Annotated in this window: 11 protein-coding genes; all 11 read right to left on the reverse strand. The window is 42.9% G+C overall.

Features of this window, described 5'->3' with window-relative positions; all coding sequences use genetic code 11:
- Window position 1: 1 nt before the first annotated feature.
- The 11 genes from ACO6S0_RS09325 to tilS all read right to left on the reverse strand — a co-directional run bounded on the left by ACO6S0_RS09325 (window position 2) and on the right by tilS (window position 17,650).
- Window positions 2–1,537, reverse strand: a complete 1,536-nt coding sequence (locus tag ACO6S0_RS09325; protein ID WP_422351719.1) for a YifB family Mg chelatase-like AAA ATPase — start codon at window positions 1,535–1,537, stop codon at window positions 2–4.
- 52 nt (window positions 1,538–1,589) lie between these two features.
- A complete protein-coding gene (locus tag ACO6S0_RS09330) occupies window positions 1,590–3,353 on the reverse strand; it encodes a hypothetical protein (RefSeq protein WP_422351720.1) in 1,764 nt (587 codons plus the stop codon).
- A gap of 9 nt (window positions 3,354–3,362) precedes the next feature.
- The gene (locus ACO6S0_RS09335; protein WP_422351721.1) at window positions 3,363–4,547 is read right to left on the reverse strand and encodes a DUF4249 domain-containing protein; all 1,185 of its coding nucleotides are present in this window, start codon (window positions 4,545–4,547) and stop codon (window positions 3,363–3,365) included.
- Window positions 4,544–5,725: a DUF4249 domain-containing protein gene (locus ACO6S0_RS09340; RefSeq protein WP_422351722.1), complete on the reverse strand. Its 1,182-nt coding sequence runs from the start codon at window positions 5,723–5,725 to the stop codon at window positions 4,544–4,546. The genes ACO6S0_RS09335 and ACO6S0_RS09340 overlap by 4 nt, the downstream gene beginning before the upstream one ends.
- A 36-nt stretch (window positions 5,726–5,761) precedes the next feature.
- Window positions 5,762–6,979, reverse strand: a complete 1,218-nt coding sequence (locus tag ACO6S0_RS09345; protein WP_422351723.1) for a DUF4249 domain-containing protein — start codon at window positions 6,977–6,979, stop codon at window positions 5,762–5,764.
- Between the two features lie 5 nt (window positions 6,980–6,984).
- On the reverse strand, window positions 6,985–8,181 hold the full coding sequence (locus ACO6S0_RS09350) for a DUF4249 domain-containing protein (RefSeq protein ID WP_422351724.1): 1,197 nt from the start codon (window positions 8,179–8,181) through the stop codon (window positions 6,985–6,987).
- 3 nt (window positions 8,182–8,184) lie between these two features.
- Window positions 8,185–10,959 carry a TonB-dependent receptor gene (locus tag ACO6S0_RS09355; RefSeq protein ID WP_422351725.1) on the reverse strand — a complete coding sequence of 925 codons (2,775 nt, stop codon included), beginning with the start codon at window positions 10,957–10,959 and terminating at the stop codon, window positions 8,185–8,187.
- Window positions 10,959–11,708 (reverse strand): hypothetical protein, encoded by a 750-nt coding sequence (locus ACO6S0_RS09360; protein WP_422351726.1) that lies wholly within the window; start codon window positions 11,706–11,708, stop codon window positions 10,959–10,961. The genes ACO6S0_RS09355 and ACO6S0_RS09360 overlap by 1 nt, the downstream gene beginning before the upstream one ends.
- Before the next feature lie 186 nt (window positions 11,709–11,894).
- Complete coding sequence (locus ACO6S0_RS09365) at window positions 11,895–14,288, reverse strand: penicillin acylase family protein (protein ID WP_422351727.1); 2,394 nt, start codon at window positions 14,286–14,288, stop codon at window positions 11,895–11,897.
- Window positions 14,289–14,366: 78 nt separating this feature from the next.
- Window positions 14,367–16,346: a protein-disulfide reductase DsbD family protein gene (locus ACO6S0_RS09370; protein WP_422351728.1), complete on the reverse strand. Its 1,980-nt coding sequence runs from the start codon at window positions 16,344–16,346 to the stop codon at window positions 14,367–14,369.
- Window positions 16,343–17,650, reverse strand: a complete 1,308-nt coding sequence (gene tilS / locus ACO6S0_RS09375) for a tRNA lysidine(34) synthetase TilS (protein WP_422351729.1) — start codon at window positions 17,648–17,650, stop codon at window positions 16,343–16,345. The genes ACO6S0_RS09370 and tilS overlap by 4 nt, the downstream gene beginning before the upstream one ends.
- Window positions 17,651–17,670: the final 20 nt, after the last annotated feature.

The raw sequence follows: 17,670 nt of genomic DNA on the forward strand, positions 1-17,670 counted from the left end.
GTTACCCCAACCATCCTTCCCTATCAAGACTTCTATATTGAATGGCCTCTGAGATATGACTGGCAGATATTTGAGTATTCCCCTCTAAATCTGCTATGGTTCTGGCCACCTTAAGAATACGGTCATATGCGCGGACCGAAAGGTTTAAGCGCTCCATGGCACTCTGTAACAGCTCCTTTGTTTCCTGGGTTAAAATGCAGTATTGCCTAATTTGTTTGGTATTCATTTGGGCGTTGTAGTGTACCGTTTCCAAATTTTGAAACCGCGAAGTCTGAATATCCCTAGCCCTTATAACCCGTCTTCTGATTTCCAAACTGCTCTCTGCTTTTTGGTCGTTAGCGAGCTTTTCAAAAGGAACCGGGGCAACCTCAATATGAATATCAATCCTGTCCAGCAAGGGCCCTGATATTTTTCCCAAATAGCGCTGCATTTCCGTTGGGGATGAAACCGCCGGGGCATCCGGATCATTGAAATAACCTCCAGGACTTGGATTCATACTTGCCACCAACATAAAACTGCTGGGATAGGTCACTGTGAATTTTGCCCGGGCAATGGTTACCTCCCTATCTTCCATGGGTTGTCGCATTACTTCAAGTACCCTCCGCTCAAATTCCGGCAGCTCATCCAAAAAAAGTACTCCATTGTGCGAAAGGGAAATCTCTCCCGGTTGGGGATAGCTCCCTCCTCCCACCAAAGCTGCACTGCTAATGGTATGGTGTGGGTTTCGAAAGGGTCTATGGCTCATCAGACCTGAATTTTTCACTTTGCCCACAACACTGTGAATTTTAGTGGTTTCCAATGCTTCTTGAAGGGTCATGGGCGGTAAAATTGAAGGCAACCGTTTGGCCAACATGGTTTTTCCTGAGCCAGGAGGTCCAATCAATATAATGTTGTGACCTCCAGCGGCCGCAATCTCCATGCATCGTTTAATGCTTTCCTGCCCTTTGACATCGGAAAAATCATATTCAGGATAATCCAGATTTTTATAGAACTCTTTTTGTGGATCCAATTGGGTCCGCCTCAACGGTTTTCCAGAATTGAAATGATCTATGACCTCCTGGATATTTGTAACACCATAGACCTCCAATCCTTCCACGACAGCAGCTTCTTTGACATTTTCTTCAGGTAGGATAAATCCCTTAAAACCTTCCTCTTTGGCTTTAATGGCAATGGGCAATGCCCCTTTAATAGAGCTAACGGTACCATCAAGCGACAACTCCCCCATAATAAGGTACTCCCCAATGTTGGCTGCTTTAATCTGGTTGGAAGCTACGAGGATTCCCAATGCAAGGGTAAGATCGTACGCCGAACCTTCCTTTCGCAAATCCGCGGGTGCCATGTTTATGGTAATCTTCTTCCCAGGTATGCGATACCCATTGTTTTGCAATGCGGCAGCAATCCTATAATTGCTTTCCTTAATGGCATTATCCGGTAAACCTACCAAATGGTACCCTACTCCTTGGTCTACATTTACTTCTACGATTATGGTTTGGGCCTCGACCCCAAATACGGCACTGCCATAGACTTTTGTTAGCATAGTTCACCATCAGAGCTGTTAGTTGCTCTGTGGCCCACAAAATAGAAAGGAACTACTTAACGGTGAACTCCCGTTTGACGGATACCGGGTTTCCAATTGACGAAAAGCCCTCTAGGATCAACTGATAGGTTCCCGGGACATCAGAAGTGTATAGGACAATCTCTTCAGAACCCTTGGATAAATCCAGTTCTGGCTCCCATAAAAGTTGGTGTCTAAAGTCCGGCACACGGTTCTGTAAATCGTTGGTATTATATGTTTGCTTAAAGTGGTCCTTGCGCACCTGTGGCTTGAACAAATCAACATTGACAATATGCGGGGTAAAGAAATCATTGTAAAAACCTCCTTCTATTGTTTTAAAATGAAGTACACCCTGAAACACATGTGGCCCCAATATTACCTTATCACGGGAAAATTCAATGGTTTGGATCTTTTTGGCGCTGAAGTCCATAAAATCCTCATGCTTCTTGATAAAAAGTCCGTCTACAAACACCATGGGTAAAAGGGCCAAGTCCGTAAATCCTTCTTCTGGTCTAATTTCAAAGGCGCGGTCACCATTTTGGAGTCTCCTCACGGATAGTTGATCCACTACCTCAATAATGGTTTCCTCTATAGTGTTGAAACGGGTATAATCATCCAAGTTGTAGTTCACGCTAAACTTTCGATAGTAAGGTTGTTCATGGCTGGCAGGAATAACGGAATCCGATTTCACCTCCCTAAAGCCATTTTCTATCTGATTTTGAATACTTTTTTGAAGAATATAATCCTCCATAGCTCTGGAAATCTTGAAATCATCAACTTGGATTCCAACATACTTCTTAGGTGCTTCATCCATAACGATTTTATAAGCATCCCAATTATCAGCCAAAATCTGCAAAGCACCCGTTACGTTACTATACTCTTGGTCAAAAAGGAACCTGAATCTTCCTCTTTCATTGGTTGAGGCAACTTTAAAGAGATACTTATCCCCCGGTAATGAAATGGAAACCCTCACATCTTGTACGGGTGTTTTGGTTTCTTTATTCACAATGGTTCCTGAAACCACCTCTCCCCTAAGTTCGGGTAAATCCACTTTTTGGGAATTTATACCTGAATTGGATCCTCCATTCAAATAGCGCTTGGTAAATTCTGTTGCACTCATCTTTTTAGGAGCACTTAAATCTTCCAATTTTCTAATGGAGATGGAGTAATTTCCATTTTTTGATTCGGAGTTGTCGGCATCTATCCGTACCATCAATTTTTCCCTGGCGCCAAGTTCATTCTTGTCCAAGCTCACCTTGACCCCTCCCTCAGTACTTGTCATAGGCACCTCCAAAACCCTTGGGGCTGGAATCAAAGGGGTTGCCTGGGTTGAATCAGGTTCAGCTGCCAAATAGCTTTCGGGGACAGGCTGGTAGGGATTAATGATATGGATATCCGATTGGAAGAAAGAATCCGTTCCAAAATTCTGCATCCATTGGGAATAGCCCAATAGTTTATAACTTCCCGTTGGAATTGAGGTCGGAACAAAAAAGTCTCCATATCCAGCACCATCAGTAAGCCTGATCTTGTGGGTGAATACCGACTCGCCATCTTGATCCACTAACGCCACATAGGCTATTTTACTAATGTTGGTGAGTCGTCTTCCTTGGGTTTCCAAACAGTATAATTTGTATCGCAAGTACTCTCCTGAAAACAAAAGTGACTCGTTGGTCTGCACAAACACCTTTTCTTGGAGAACGTTTTTCAACATCTTCCCTTGAATTGTTGCGTTTGAGGTTTGCGCAAAACCGGATAAAGTAAATACGCTTAACAACAATGTGATGATACTATACTTCATAATTTTATTTTATTCTATCCAAAAATCAGGCACCTCGGAGGTACCTAGTGCTGTACAATCCCCACAAACCTGAGGAACCGTTATATATGGTCCTGATCCCAAACCCGAACCAATGAAATTGTCATCTATGTACTTCACCCAATCCCAGCGCACCAAATCAATCAAGCCAATAGTCGGTGTATTGAACTGACAAGGGTCTACATAAGGTGGTAAATCTTCCATCGGGTAAAAATCCGAATAGTTAAAAAAGATTCTTTTTTCATCCACATTTACCACATCAAAATAGCCTAATACCTTTTCATTGTTTGTATTCCCAGAGACGTTGCCTTGCAAAAATCCGGGCTGCGTTTCAGAAAATAGACTCTCGCTAGAGGAAAATTCGTTTAAGGTCTCAAAGAACGCATGCGCTTGTGCAGATAAGGAGTATTGCCTAACCAAAATACTGTATCTGTGGCTAATGATATAGTCATTACTTGGAATAAACCGAACCAATATGTTTTCGGCATTGTCCCCATCAAGATCTTCCGTGTCCGCAAGAATTATTCTGTTGGAATCAAAGGAGGCATAACATACCCTTTCATCCAGCGACCTAGGCACTTTGACAATATGTGGAGAAGGAGTTTCCACGACCTCCAACTCCACAGGGTCCCAGAAGGGCGCTACTATCTTGTAGGTTTCCTCATATTCATATCTATAAAAACCAGATGTGGTACCAGAAGGAACCAAGGCATCAACAAAAATTCCCATTCCGTTTTCCCCAAGGTCGTTGGTGAAACGCTTGGCATAAACACTGTCCAACCTCGCCACTTGGGGTAAACCCATGGCTGTGGAACTATATGATTCCCCATCCTGGGTTTCAACTGCCAATTGATAGGTAAGCTGAGGTAAGGCCGCAAAGGACACATTTGAAACGTACTTTCCATTGTCCTGCTCTTGAAAAGAGAACTCTTGTCCATCACTGGAAATAACGGAAACAATCGCACCAGCTTCCATTTGGATGTCCTCATCCTGAATCCTGTAGGCCCTGGACAAAAGTACCTCTTGGGGCTTGAACTCATCCGTAATGGTAGCCTCTATGACCAAGGTGCTCTCAAAATCCGCAAACTCTGCCTTAAACTCTTCAATACACCCATAATTTGGGAGCATCAATAAGATGAGAGAAGGGGTTATATATACGGGTTTGCCAATCATCATTCTATCCAAAAATCAGGTATTTCCGAGGTTCCCAATTCCCTACAATCACCACAGACCCTGGGAGCAATTTTAAAAGGCCCTTCACCCAAAGCTGGTGGACTGTTGTCCGCTACATAGACCCCTAAACCACTTTCAATGATGGGTCGTAAAACGCAGGTGCCTCCTTGCGAGACCAGCGGCGGAGCACTTGGTCTACAATTTTCTACATAAGGAGGCAGTGGTTCTCCTGGGTAAAAATCATTGTAATTGAAAAACAATCTTTTTTCATCTACCGAGACCACGTCAAAAAACCCAATGACGGTTTCCTCCTCCGTTTCTTTTGAAAACACGTTGCCCTCCAAAAAGCCGGGTTGTGTTTGGCTAAACAAACTTTCAGATCCGGAAAGTTCATTCAGTGTCTCAAAAAAGGTATAAGCGGCATTGGATTGTACATATTGTCTTACCAAGATACTGTACCTATGCGAAATAATATAATTGTCCCTACTGATGAACCGAACCATAAAATTACTTACCCTATCCTCTTCCAAATCCTCAGTGGAAGTAAGAATTATTTCGTTGGAAAAATCCGTAGGATAGCAGATTTCCTCATCTGTGTTATTGGGAACCTTGATAACATTACATCCTCCTGCAGGGTCTCCAATCAGTGAAATGGGCGTCCATGTGGGAGCAATAACCCTATAGGTCTCTATAAACTCATAGCGGTAATTTTTGGAACTTCCTGTAGGATCAAAACTGTCAACAAAAATACCCATCCCATCTTCCCCCAAGTCACTGGTTATTCGTTCTGCCCTTACCTCATCCAACGATGTGGTTGCAGTCAGCTGCGTCATTGCTGAACCATAGGTTCTACCATCCTGGGTGGTGATATCCAGTTGGTACTCTACCCCGGATTGTGCGGCAAACGGTTCTTCGGAAATATAGACCCCATCTCCAGAGTCCTGAAATGCGATGGCGTTTCCATTGGCCATCAGCCTTACCGTAGCGTTGGACTCCGCTATTGGCCCATCAGCCTCAAATTCATAGGTTCTTGAGAGTATTACCTGCTGGTTCTTTAACTCATTGGTAATGGTAGCCTCTATGACCAAAGCACTTTGAAAATCCACAAATTCTCCATCAAAAGGTTCTATACAACCATTTAGGATCAGTGCCAAACAGCTTATGGCAAAATAATATTTCATATGAGACAAAACGTTTTTCATTTCTTGCTTGTCTTGTTAATCTTCAATCCAAAATTCCGGTACGGCAACCTTTCCTATTTCCGTACAATCCCCACATACTGTTGGCACAATGGTAAAAGGCCCTTCTGTTTGTTCGGGGCTATCGTTATTACCAACATACCGCACCAGATTTTCTTCCACCTGCGTGCTTAAAACACATCTTGGGGGTACACCTACAGCCAATGGAGGTGATGACCGTGCACATGGGTCAATGTAAGGGGGCAAGTCTTCACCGGGGAATAAATCAGCATAATTGAAAAATAATCGCTGTTCCTGTACCGTAGCCACATCAAAATAACCCAATACTTTTTCTTCCGTATTCGTGGTAGAGCTAATATTTCCTTCCAGGAAACCTGGTTGCGTCTGGGAAAAGAAGCTATCGCTTCCTGAAAACTCATTAAGTGTCTCGTAAAATTTAAAGGCTGAATTAGACTGCACAAATTGCCTAACCAAGATGCTATACCTGTGTGAAATGATGTAGTTGTTCCTATTAATGAACCTTACCATATAATTGCTAACCCTATCTTCGTCCAAATCACTGGTATTGGTCTGAATAATGGCATTGGAAAAATCGGTGGTAAAACAGGTCTCTTTGGAAACGGTATCGGGTATCAATCGAACCTCGCAAAAAACCTCTGCTTCATTTGCCGGAACTTTCTCCAAGTCGTTTGGTGTCCAAAAAGGGGCTATTATTTTATAGGTTTCCTCATATTGATACCGATAGTTTACCGAATTCCCTGTGGGGTCAAAACTATCCACAAAAATCCCTACACCTTCCTCCCCAAAATCGTTGGTAATCCGTTCCGCCCTTACTTCATCAATCTGGGTGGCCTGGGTCAGGGTCATCTCAGTAGAATTATATGACCTTCCGTCTTGGGTCTGGATGGATAATTGGTACGGCGTATTGGGTTGGGCGGCAAAGGCCTGCTGGGATAAATAAACCCCGGGAGAACTCTCTACAAACAGAAATGTATTGCCACCGCCGCTGATACTCACTGTTGCGTTAGGTTCTATAGATGGTCCGTCATCCTCAAACTCAAAGGTCCGTGTAAGAAAGACCCGTTGAACCTCCATTTTATCCGTTATTGTAGCCTCCACAACGATGGCACTTTCAAAATTCTCAAAGGTCACATCAATGGGCTCAATACAGCTGGATATGGGTATGAAAGTCATTGCCAGTACATACAAGCCTATCTTGTTAATTGCCTTTTTCATATCAATCATTCCGTCCAAAATTTGGGGGTTTGGTTGCTTCCTAAAACGGTACAGTCCCCACATTCCCGCGGAACTACCAGATAGGGGCCTTCTTCAAACGGAGGGTCATCATTTACATTTAGGTAACTGACCTGATTGGCCTCTACCATGGCACTCAAAACACAACGTGCTCCCCCCTGACTTATTAATTTAGGTGCAATGTCCATACATGGATTGACATAATCCGGAAGATCTTCCCCAGGATAAAAATCCTCATAGTTGAAGAAAATCCTCTTTTTGGAAACTGCACTAACCTCAAAATACCCCAATACTTTTTCATCTTGATTCTCCTCCGAAAAAACATTTCCAACCAAAAATCCAGGTTGACTTTCCGAAAAAATGCTTTCGGTACTGGAGAATTGGTCCAATGAACTAAAATAGGAAGCGGCATCATTGGATTGGGTGTATTGGGTGACCTCTATGCTATAACGATGGGATATGATATAGTTGTTTCGCTCCATAAAACGCACCATGAATCTTTGTACCCTATTTTCGTTCAAGTTTGCCGTACTCGTCGTAATAATGTCCGTAGAACTATCGCTGGCAAAGCATATCCGATTTTGCACTGTCTTGGGAATCACATCAACCCCACATTCAATACCCGTACTTAAAAGGTCAAAATCGTTCCATTCCGGGGCGATGATTTTATAAGTCTCTTGGTATTCGTAACGGAAATTTTGGGAATTGCCCGTGGCATCAAAACTGTCCACAAAAATGGCAATGCCGTCTTCTCCCAAGTCACTGGTGATCCGGTCAGCATAAACGCTATCCAATGCCACTGCCTGCGGCAAGGAAGCATTTTGTGAACTATAGGACGACCCGTCTCCGGTTGTGATTTTCAATGTATAGGTACTTCCCGGCTGCGCGGCAAATTCTTGCTGTGACCGATACTCACCAGGGTTTGTTTCAACAAAGAGAATTTCATTGGTTTCATTCTCAATGATTTTGACAGATGCCCCTGATACCATTTCTGGTTCTTCCTCAAAACCATAGGTTTTGGAAAGGTAGATAGCCTGGCGTCCCATTTCATCCGTTATAGTGGCATCTATTACCAAAGCGCTCAAAAACTCACCGGAATCCACTTCAAAAGGCTCAACGCACGATGAAGCCAATGCCGTCGTGAAGACCAAAACCAATACTATGTCTTTTTGAGCCAGTTGCACCTTTTAAAACTTGAAATTGTATGTAATTGTCGGTACAGGAATTGCAAATATCGAGCTTTGGTATGCCTTGATATCTCCGTCCTCCGTTACAAAAAATACCGAATAGGGATTATTTCTTCCCAGCACGTTATAAATGGAGAAACTCCAGAAGCTATGCGCAAACTTCTTGATCTTATGGTTGCCCTCCATATTGAAGCTCAAGTCCAGTCTGTAATAGTCCGGAATCCTAAATTTGTTTCTATCGCTGTAAAAGACAAACTCGGAATTATTGAAGGAAAAGCTCCCAATAGGGAAAGTAACCGGTCTACCAGTCTGATATACGAAATTGGCCGAAGCACTAAATCTACGCGTAAACTTATAGTTGGCCACCAAGCTAATGTCATGGGGCTTGTCAAAATTGGAAGGGAAAAACTCACCATTGTTTACCCTTTCCTCTGCGAATGGGCTATCCAGTTTCACAAAGGATCGAGAATAGGTATACCCAAGCCATCCGTTGAGTTTCCCTTCATTTTTCTTAATCAAAAACTCCACTCCATAGGCCTTCCCATCACCCTGTATTACCTCGGTTTCTATGGCTTCGTTCAATAACAACTGTGCCCCAACCTTATAATCCAATAGATTGGTCTGTTTCTTATAATAACCTTCCAAGCTCAACTCAAAGGTGTTGCCCCCAAAATTCTTGTACAATCCGAGAGAGCCTTGGTAGGCCTCCTGGGGTTTGATGTTCAAATCGGAAAGCTTCCAAGTATCCGTAGGGGAAACCGTGGTGTTGCTGGAAAGGGTGTGAATGTATTGGTAAGCATTGTTGATGCTGGCCTTTATCGAAAAATCCGGGGTTAGAAAATACCTTGCGGAAACCCTGGCCTCAGGACCTCCATAAGTTTCAATGACCTCATTCTTATCAAAATCCTGGGTTTCTACCAGCGTACCACTATTCTTTGGTCCGTTTTCCTGATAAATGCGTTGCGATGAAGCACCCAAAGCGGCATAAAAGGAATAGCGAAGCCCAATATCTATCAGCAACTTATCATTCACCTCATAACTATCCGAGGCAAATACGGCCGACTCCAATCCTTTTTCCTGGGGGATGGTCAGGGAAGTAACCTCGGAATCCCCACCCAAGGGCACAATATCCCCTGGGTCCACCACATAAAGTTTGCTCGACAAACCAAAATCAAATTTGTGCTTGTCACTATGCACGTATTTCATCTTCAATTTTATCTCCGTTTCATTGTTCTTGTATCCCAGGTCAAAATCGTCGTTGGATTCCCCGTCAAACTCAATTCCAAACTTGTATTCACTATTGGAGGCAATAAGACTTCCTGTAGTCTTCTCACTAAACTTATGGTCCCATTTCAAAGACACCAGTCGGTTGCTATAATCAAAGATGGAGTCTGAGGTAATACTAAACTCATCCCGACTAAAGTATCCTGTTGCCTTGACCTCGTTTTTATCGTCTATGGTATGGTTGTACTTGGCCACCACATCAAAAAACGAAGCGGTGCTGTTGTTCAATTGCTCATCATCCAAGGCCCTCAAAATCCAATCCGAATAGGTAGCTCTACCACCAACCAACAAGGCCGATTTATCTTTTACTATAGGTGTTTCCAAAACAATGTTGCTGGTGACCGGTCCAATGGAAGCCTCCCCGGAGAATTTCTCCGTGTTTCCATCCTTGGTAGTGATATCGAATACGGAGGAGAGTCTACCCCCAAATTCAGCTGGGATATTTCCCTTGTAAATCTCCGCTGACCCTGTGGAAAAAGGGTTTATGGCAGAAAAAATCCCAAAGAAGTGTGAAGGATTGTAAATAACCCCATTATCCAAAAGTATAAGGTTTTGGTCTGTTCTACCGCCTCTAACATTATAGCCAGCAGCCCCCTCTCCTGCAGTTGTTATTCCAGGAAGTGTAATGGCAGCCTTAAGGATGTCTCGTTCACCCAAGACTAAGGGGATATTTTTGATTTTTTCTACCTCAATAAGTGTAACGCCGGTAATTGCAGTTTCCACATTTCTATCCAAATTACCTTGAACCACTACCTCATCCAAAGCTTCCACACTCTCATTGAGGTCAAAATTGTAAACCCCATTGTTGTACAGGATTACTTTGGTTCTGGAATCTTGGATTCCCAGGCCTTGCGTACGAATGATGTTTTCCCCTACAGGAAGTTCCAAACTATAGTTACCATTTGCATTGGTTGATGTTCCCAAATCCTTGCCCTCCACAATGATGGCCAAATCAGGGATGGGCTGTCCTGTTCTCGCATTGGTCACTTTCCCATTTAAGGTAAACGTCCTTTTTCTGTTGTTTCGATTCTCCTTTCCTATTTTGACCACCTGCATCCCCCTGGATACCCCAGAGTCCTCCGCGTTGACAAACAAAGGGCCCAAATCTTGGATGTCGTCATAACTGGGGCCATCATCTGCAACCGCATCCTTTTTACCAAAAAAATCTTCAGGAAGCGATTCATAAATCTGATTGTTCTGAAGAAGGAAAATTTTGTTGTCTTCGGCGATGTAAAAATTAAGCACCGTGTTTTTGAACAGGTCATCCAAAATCAAACTCACCTGGGTATCTTGATAACTACCGCTTACCTTAATATTCTCCAACCAGGCGTCCAGATAATAGAATCTGTAATCCGTTTTGCTCTCAATGGATTGCAATGCATCCAAAACATCCACATTGGTAAAGGAAATTGAAATCTTTGGTATTTCTTCTTGGGCCAATGCATGCTGCATGCCTACAAGAAGCATGAACGAAATCAAAATTTTCTTCATTACTTGGAAGTGTTTTTAGGTTGGGACATTAGGATTTCCAAACGTTTTAAAAGACTTACCTGAAAACCGTTGGGGTCCGATTTCCTGAGTCCCCTAGCTAGATTATAAAATCTATCTATATCCTTTTTCAATTGTGGGAACACCAAAAGATTATCCTTTTTGGTATTTACGATATGGTATTTGCCTTGATAGAGAAGGACTTGTTCACTTTGTCCGTCCAAGAACTCATAGTAAATAGCGCTGCGGTCCTTTCGGTCAAAACTTTTCTTGGTGTATTTGGTATAAAGCGTATATAAAGGTCCTTCATAGGCCACGGCATAAAACCCGTACAGGTTAAGCCCAGGGGCTTGGTTCCTTTCGAGCTTGACAAAATCCACCCCAGCAATGGTAAAACTTTCCACCTTATCCTTGAAAAGTCGTAAGGTTCCCCCACCAGCCTTGCTAATCAATTTAAGCAAAACCTGGTCTTCAAAAACATCATATTTAAGATCTAAACCATAGTAACATTGCCCTTCATAACACACATCCCCTTTCAAAAAATCCCTGTTTTTAAAGTATTGGGTATTCTCATTTATGGTCCTGTATTTTACAGCATAGATTTCACCTTGGTACAGCCCTGTATTCTCTATACCAACCTCTTTGTCAAATTGATTATAATATGAAACTTCCTGAGACTCTTGGCCATGTGCAGACGCAACTAAACCAAGGACAAGCATTGCCCTAAAAGGCTTCCGAAAAAAAATAAGCATCCTACTGTTTGATTGATGTATGAGGTTCGTTTGTTTAATTGAATTAGCTTGACCTAAAGTACCACATAATGTGATAATTTTTAAATTTTTGTTAAAAATTCATGGAATTTTACCAATCTGGTTAAATCACAAAAAATTTGCTTGTGATTTAACAATTTTTAACATGAAATTTTTAATGGTCCGAAGCTAGTTTGGATGAAAAACCAATAGAGAAGGAGAATTGTTTTGGATTTCTTCTTTGTTCATCATCATTTTTCTGAACTTCCCGTCCACAAACATTTCCGCCTGATCTTCATAGTGCCTACTGAAAGGGTTGCCTGATTGTCCTGTAGGAAGTATGCTCATACTATTGTCAATATCTGAAAAATCGACTATACGACGTGTAGACGGCCCCACATTAACCTTATGGAATCCTGTACCGTCATAGGTGAAGTTCATATTGTTGATTACTTCCCTGGTACCGTTAACTGGGAATGGTCCTACGTTGAAAAAACTCCGTAATGATTCCACTTGACCTATAGGGTGAGGATGTTCTACGGTATGTACTTTATCCCAAGTCCATTGGGATGCATCCGGCCCAAAATCATCTACCAAGGATTGCCATGCTTCGGCAAAGGACTGGAGTACAATTTCATCCCGGCTTTCCACTTTATCCTTGGTATGGACATTGTCCCACCAAATTCCTGTTTGCATCTGCGCCCCATACGCAATCTGCCTTTTGAAGATATGGGTGCCCAAAAACTGTTTGAACTTTTCCTCTCCCAACTCGTCCAAAAAGGTATTCTTTACCATATAATATTCGCACCTATGGTACAAGGTTGGGTTTGTTCCGTCCAAAGTATAGGTTCCGTCCCAGTTCCGAAGTGCATCTACCTGAACCAGTTGCTCATCGCTCAAATGGGAGACATCAAGTAGTTTGATCAATTCTGAAACCAATGCAGGATTCACCAACGAAGTGGCATCCAAAATCATCCGGGAAGTGGATTCGCGGTCCCAATCGCTTTTGCTTTCCAACAATTGAACAATGCGCATGGCCCTATTCTCCGGAAGGTAGTATCCAGGATAAAGCATGCCTGCAATAGAATCCGGTTGATTGTTGGCCGAATACACATAATCCCATGGCGGGTTTATGGCCGATGGGTTCTCGGAAAAATCCAAATAACGGATGGGTTCGTCTTTGCCCGAAGCACCGTCCATGACCATCTTGGTAGAGACACTATCCGGCATTTGATAGAGTTGTGCGGTGGCCCACCAGGCCACGTTTCCTTCCGCATCACCATACATCACGTTCAATCCAGGTGCATGGATTTTGGGCAATGCACCTTCAAATTCCTCTAGATTGCTGGCATGGCTCATTTCATATACCGCCTCCAGTACCCTGTTTTCTTTCTGGGTATAAATCCAAGACATGGCAATTGGAGTATCTCCTTTAATTTGTTTGGCCACATTATTTACCAATGGTCCATGTCTGGTTTTTCTAATGGTAAAATTAATTGGTTCGGCATCCTTTACCTTGATTTCCTTGGTGATATATTCGTAGTTCTCCCAGCCATTTTCAGTTTTGTATTGCGTAGTGTCCGCAGGATTGGTTTGCTCCAAATAAAAATCGATGTCATCATTTTCAAACATGGTAAGGCCGTATGCCACATTTCTATCATGGGCAAGCATGGGAAACGGCCCTCCAGCCATGTGGTACCCATACTTCTCATAGGTTGGAGTACTTATATGGGCTTCATACCAGACCGAAGGTTGGGCGTAGGAAATATGTGGATCGTTGGCCAAAATCACCTTTCCTGACTTGGTTTTATTGGGGGCAATCACCCAACTGTTACTTCCCTCAAATTGAGGAACGGGTAGTTTGTTCAAGGCTTGGAACACTCCAGCGGTAATGTCCAAATCCAAGCTGTCCACTTTAGTATTTCTGTAATTTTTTATCCATGTTGTAGTGGTATCCGAATACACCGCCAAATCTTGGATGTACTTCTCGCCCAGCTCATTTTTGATATCAGTAAGTAGCGGGTCTGTCTTATGCGCCATGGCAAAACTGAAGGCCATATACCCCATGGCATCCATAATATCATTGAGTTGAAAGGGTTCTTTTTTTAGCCCGGTAAGGTAAAATTCAATGGGGGTTGGCCCTTCTTCAATAAACTGATTTACCCCTTCAAGATAGGCCTGTGCCAAAATTACGGCCTCACTGTCCATGTCCATTTCCGAAACTGCCTGTACGGAATTGTCGTCAATCCCCAAGGAAAGAAAGAACTTGTCCGTTTCTACCAAATCGGCTCCAAACACTTCGGAAAGTTTACCTTTAGCAACACGACGCAACAGCTCCATTTGCCAAAGTCTGTCCTGGGCATGGACATAACCCAATGCCTTGGTGGCATCCTTTTCATTAGTGGCATAAATATGGGGAATTCCGTAGTCGTCAAAATAGACATTCACCTCATTGGAAATACCGGCTAGTGAAATTTTTCCATCATAGTCCGGTTTTAGACTTTGTACAAACACGAAGACGCCTATGGCAACAATAAGCACAAGGCCAGCAAGTACTAAAAGTACCTTTTTAAGTTTCTTCACTGGGGCTTTGGTTAATTGAAATAGTTACTCTAAGGTACACTATTTTCCAAAAAGCCTAAAAAATGGAAGGAAGAATAACTATTTATTCATGGACAATTGGTATGTGGCAAGACCGGATTTGAGCCATTGCCCATATTCCTCCACATCCACGTATTGAACCGCATCGTTTAGGATTTCCAAATTAGGGGACAGCAGTACATAATAGGGTTGGGAAGCAGCATTAAAATTGATAGTCTGGAAAGTCCCCCATTTTTGACCCACAGTAGTAATCTCTTTAATACGCCCTGATTCATATTGGAAATCGAACTTCTGGTTTTCCGGCAGTTCCTTGCGATCATCCACATAAAGTGAGATCAAGACATATTCATCCTTAAGCAGGGGATAAATGCTTGGATCACTCCAAACATTTTCTTCCATCTTTCTACAATTTACGCAGGCCCACCCAGTAAAATCCAACAAAATAGGTTTGTTCACTGCTTGCGCATGGGCCACACCTTCATCAAAATCCTTATAGCAATCCAAGCCCAGTGGGCAATCGCTTTCCGATGTGCTCAAGGTATAAAAGTCAGGTGGTGGGAAACCACTCAACAACTTTAGACTGGTCATATTTAGCAATCCCAATATCAGATAGGTAGCAAAGGCGGTACTAAGAACACCCACCAATTTTCTTCCCATGGACAGTTTTTGTTTGGGTCCGTCATGCGGGAACCGGAAAATACCAAACAGATAGAGCGCCATCAGAACGAAAATCAAGATCCATATACCAAGGAATATCTCGCGTTTGAAGATACCCCAGTTCCCCACTAAATCAGCATTGGATAAAAATTTAAATGCCAAGGCCAATTCCAAAAAGCCCAACACCACTTTTACGGTGGTCATCCAACCCCCGGATTTTGGCAACGAATTCAACCAAGCGGGAAACAAGGCGAACAAGCCAAAAGGTAAGGCCAAGGCCAAGCCAAAACCTACCATTCCCGCGGACAAGTTTACGGCCACATCACCTTCTGCCAAAGTGGTACTGCCCAATAATCCACCCAAAATGGGTCCCGTACAGGAGAAGGAAACAATGGCCAAGGTTAGCGCCATAAAGAAAATTCCCAGTCCACCACCCACTTTGGATGAGGCAGCATCCATTTTGTTGGCCCAAGAACTCGGTAAGGTCAATTCGTAATAGCCGAAAAATGAGAAGGCGAAAAAGACGAATATGGCAAAAAAGAACACATTCAGCCAGATGTTGGTGGCTATAGTGTTCAGAATTTGGGAGTCAATGGAATCAAACAAATGAAATGGGAGACTCAACAGAAAGTAAATCAACACAATGAAAAAACCATAGAGCATGGCATTGGTTATGCCTTTGGCCTTTTGTTGCGATTGTTTGGTAAAAAACGAAACTGTCAATGGAATCATTGGGAAAACGCAAGGCGTCAGCAAGGCAATCAGACCTCCAAGGAATCCTAGTCCGAAAACCATCCACAGTCCTGACTTTTTCTTGGCCTGGGTCAACCCGCCCTGATTCAATAGCTCCTTGTTCTTTAAATCCAATTTCAAGTTGGCACTCATAGCCAAACTTTCCTGATCAATTTGTTGTTCCGAAGCCACAAAACCCTGTCCATCCAAGGAAACTTGGAACAGTTCGTCCATAGGTATGCATACCTCTTTACAAATTTGATAGAACAGATTCACCGAAATTTGGCGAACCTCTGGGTTCAACAGTTTAATACGTTGGGTAAAAATGGCCTCTTTTTTAAAGAAGGTCTCCTCTACTTCGAAGATGTCACTGTATTCTTTTATCGTTTCACTTTCTTGGGTCTTGCCTACCAACTCATAGTCTACTCCTGCCTTCTCAAAAGTGAATTCACTGGGTAGGGAACCTCCTTCGGCCGTGTACTGGGAATACACATGCCAACCTTCCATGATTATCCCCTCAAAAACAAGCTCGTACTCGGAGTCGGATATTTTGTTAACCGTGTGCGACCAAAGTGCTGGTTCTTTATCTGTCTGCCCGTAAAGCCAAGAGCTCAATGCAAAAAAGCCTAAGAGTAGTACTAACTTTCTCATACAAGAAGCGAAATTTTAAGTATCTGTTGGGTCGTGGCTTCCACCTTAAACCTTTCATCAAGCCTTCTGCCCACAACCCACACAATGGTATCACCTGAACAGAGCAACCACTGTCTTTCCTTGGAAAAAACGTCCATTTTCTCATCCTTGAAGAATTTGGACAGCTTTTTTTTGCCCTGCATTCCAAAAGGATAAAAATAGTCGCCTTTTTCCCATTTCCTTAATAATAACGGATAGTTTAACTTTTCCTTATCAACAAAAACCACCTGGGAAGAAGAATTTTCAATGGAATCTGCATATTCAAATTTCAAGGGAACAGGAAATTTGACCAAACTTTCCTCTTCTGCAATCCAATATTTTTGCTTGACGGTGATCTCATTTTGGGAAAGAATCAAGTGTGAACGATCCTTTAATAATCGATGGGTTTTGGAATGCAATTCCTTACCGCTTGCAGCCTTTGACAACGCCTTTACATCTTCCCATACAACAAACCCATATTCCTTGAAAAGTTCATACAAATGACTCTCCAAGGGATGAAGCTGCAACATGTTTTCAATATTGATTCGAATCTCGCCCTCACGTTCCTCTAACAGATTCAACCTGACCGAATCCATATAATTTGAAATCAGGCTTCTCGAATGGCGCAAATGCTCTTGGGTTGCACCAAAATTTTGAAGAAAAGTAGGATGCAGTTCCTTCAATGTAGGCACCAGTTGATGTCGGATTTTATTCCGAAGGTGTTTGGTGTCTTCATTGCTGCTATCTTCCCGCCATTCCAAATGCTCTTTTTGGGCAAAATCCAGGATTTGCTGTCTGGAAAATGGGAGCAATGGTCTTACAACATTCCCATTTTGGGCAGGAATCCCCGAAAGTCCGTCTATTCCGGTTCCTCTGGAAAGGTTGATTAGAAAAGTCTCCAAGGCATCATCGGCATGATGCGCCGTCAATACATATTGAAATCCTTGGGTTTCCATTAGCTCCTCAAACCAGTCATAGCGAAGTTGCCTAGCAGCCATTTGGATGGAACCTCGATTTTTTTCAGCATAATTAACCGTATCAAAAGACTTTTTATGGACTTCCACCCCTAGGGTTTGCCCCAATTCCCCAACAAATTCCTCGTCCCCATCACTCTCGTCCCCACGAAGTTTAAAATTGCAATGCGCCAGTGCAATGTCCATACCAGCCTGTTTGCACAAATGCGCCAGCACAACACTATCCAAACCCCCGCTGCAAGCCACAAGCGCTTTACCCTCCTTTAAAAAGGGAAATTGATCCTGAATATGGGCCTCGAATTGTGCTTGCATTTGGCAAAAGTAGCAATAAA

It is taken from the genome of Flagellimonas sp., from assembly GCF_965233845.1.
Taxonomy (GTDB): Bacteria; Bacteroidota; Bacteroidia; order Flavobacteriales; family Flavobacteriaceae; genus Flagellimonas.

Excerpts from the sequence above, each read along its gene's own strand:
- ACO6S0_RS09325 (WP_422351719.1), bottom strand. The coding sequence starts at position 1,537 with ATGCTAACAAAAGTCTATGGCAGTGCCGTATTTGGGGTCGAGGCCCAA.
- ACO6S0_RS09330 (WP_422351720.1), bottom strand. The coding sequence starts at position 3,353 with ATGAAGTATAGTATCATCACATTGTTGTTAAGCGTATTTACTTTATCC.
- ACO6S0_RS09335 (WP_422351721.1), bottom strand. The coding sequence starts at position 4,547 with ATGATGATTGGCAAACCCGTATATATAACCCCTTCTCTCATCTTATTG.
- ACO6S0_RS09340 (WP_422351722.1), bottom strand. The coding sequence starts at position 5,725 with ATGAAATATTATTTTGCCATAAGCTGTTTGGCACTGATCCTAAATGGT.
- ACO6S0_RS09345 (WP_422351723.1), bottom strand. The coding sequence starts at position 6,979 with ATGAAAAAGGCAATTAACAAGATAGGCTTGTATGTACTGGCAATGACT.
- ACO6S0_RS09355 (WP_422351725.1), bottom strand. The coding sequence starts at position 10,959 with ATGAAGAAAATTTTGATTTCGTTCATGCTTCTTGTAGGCATGCAGCAT.
- ACO6S0_RS09360 (WP_422351726.1), bottom strand. The coding sequence starts at position 11,708 with ATGCTTATTTTTTTTCGGAAGCCTTTTAGGGCAATGCTTGTCCTTGGT.
- ACO6S0_RS09370 (WP_422351728.1), bottom strand. The coding sequence starts at position 16,346 with ATGAGAAAGTTAGTACTACTCTTAGGCTTTTTTGCATTGAGCTCTTGG.
- tilS (WP_422351729.1), bottom strand. The coding sequence starts at position 17,650 with ATGCAAGCACAATTCGAGGCCCATATTCAGGATCAATTTCCCTTTTTA.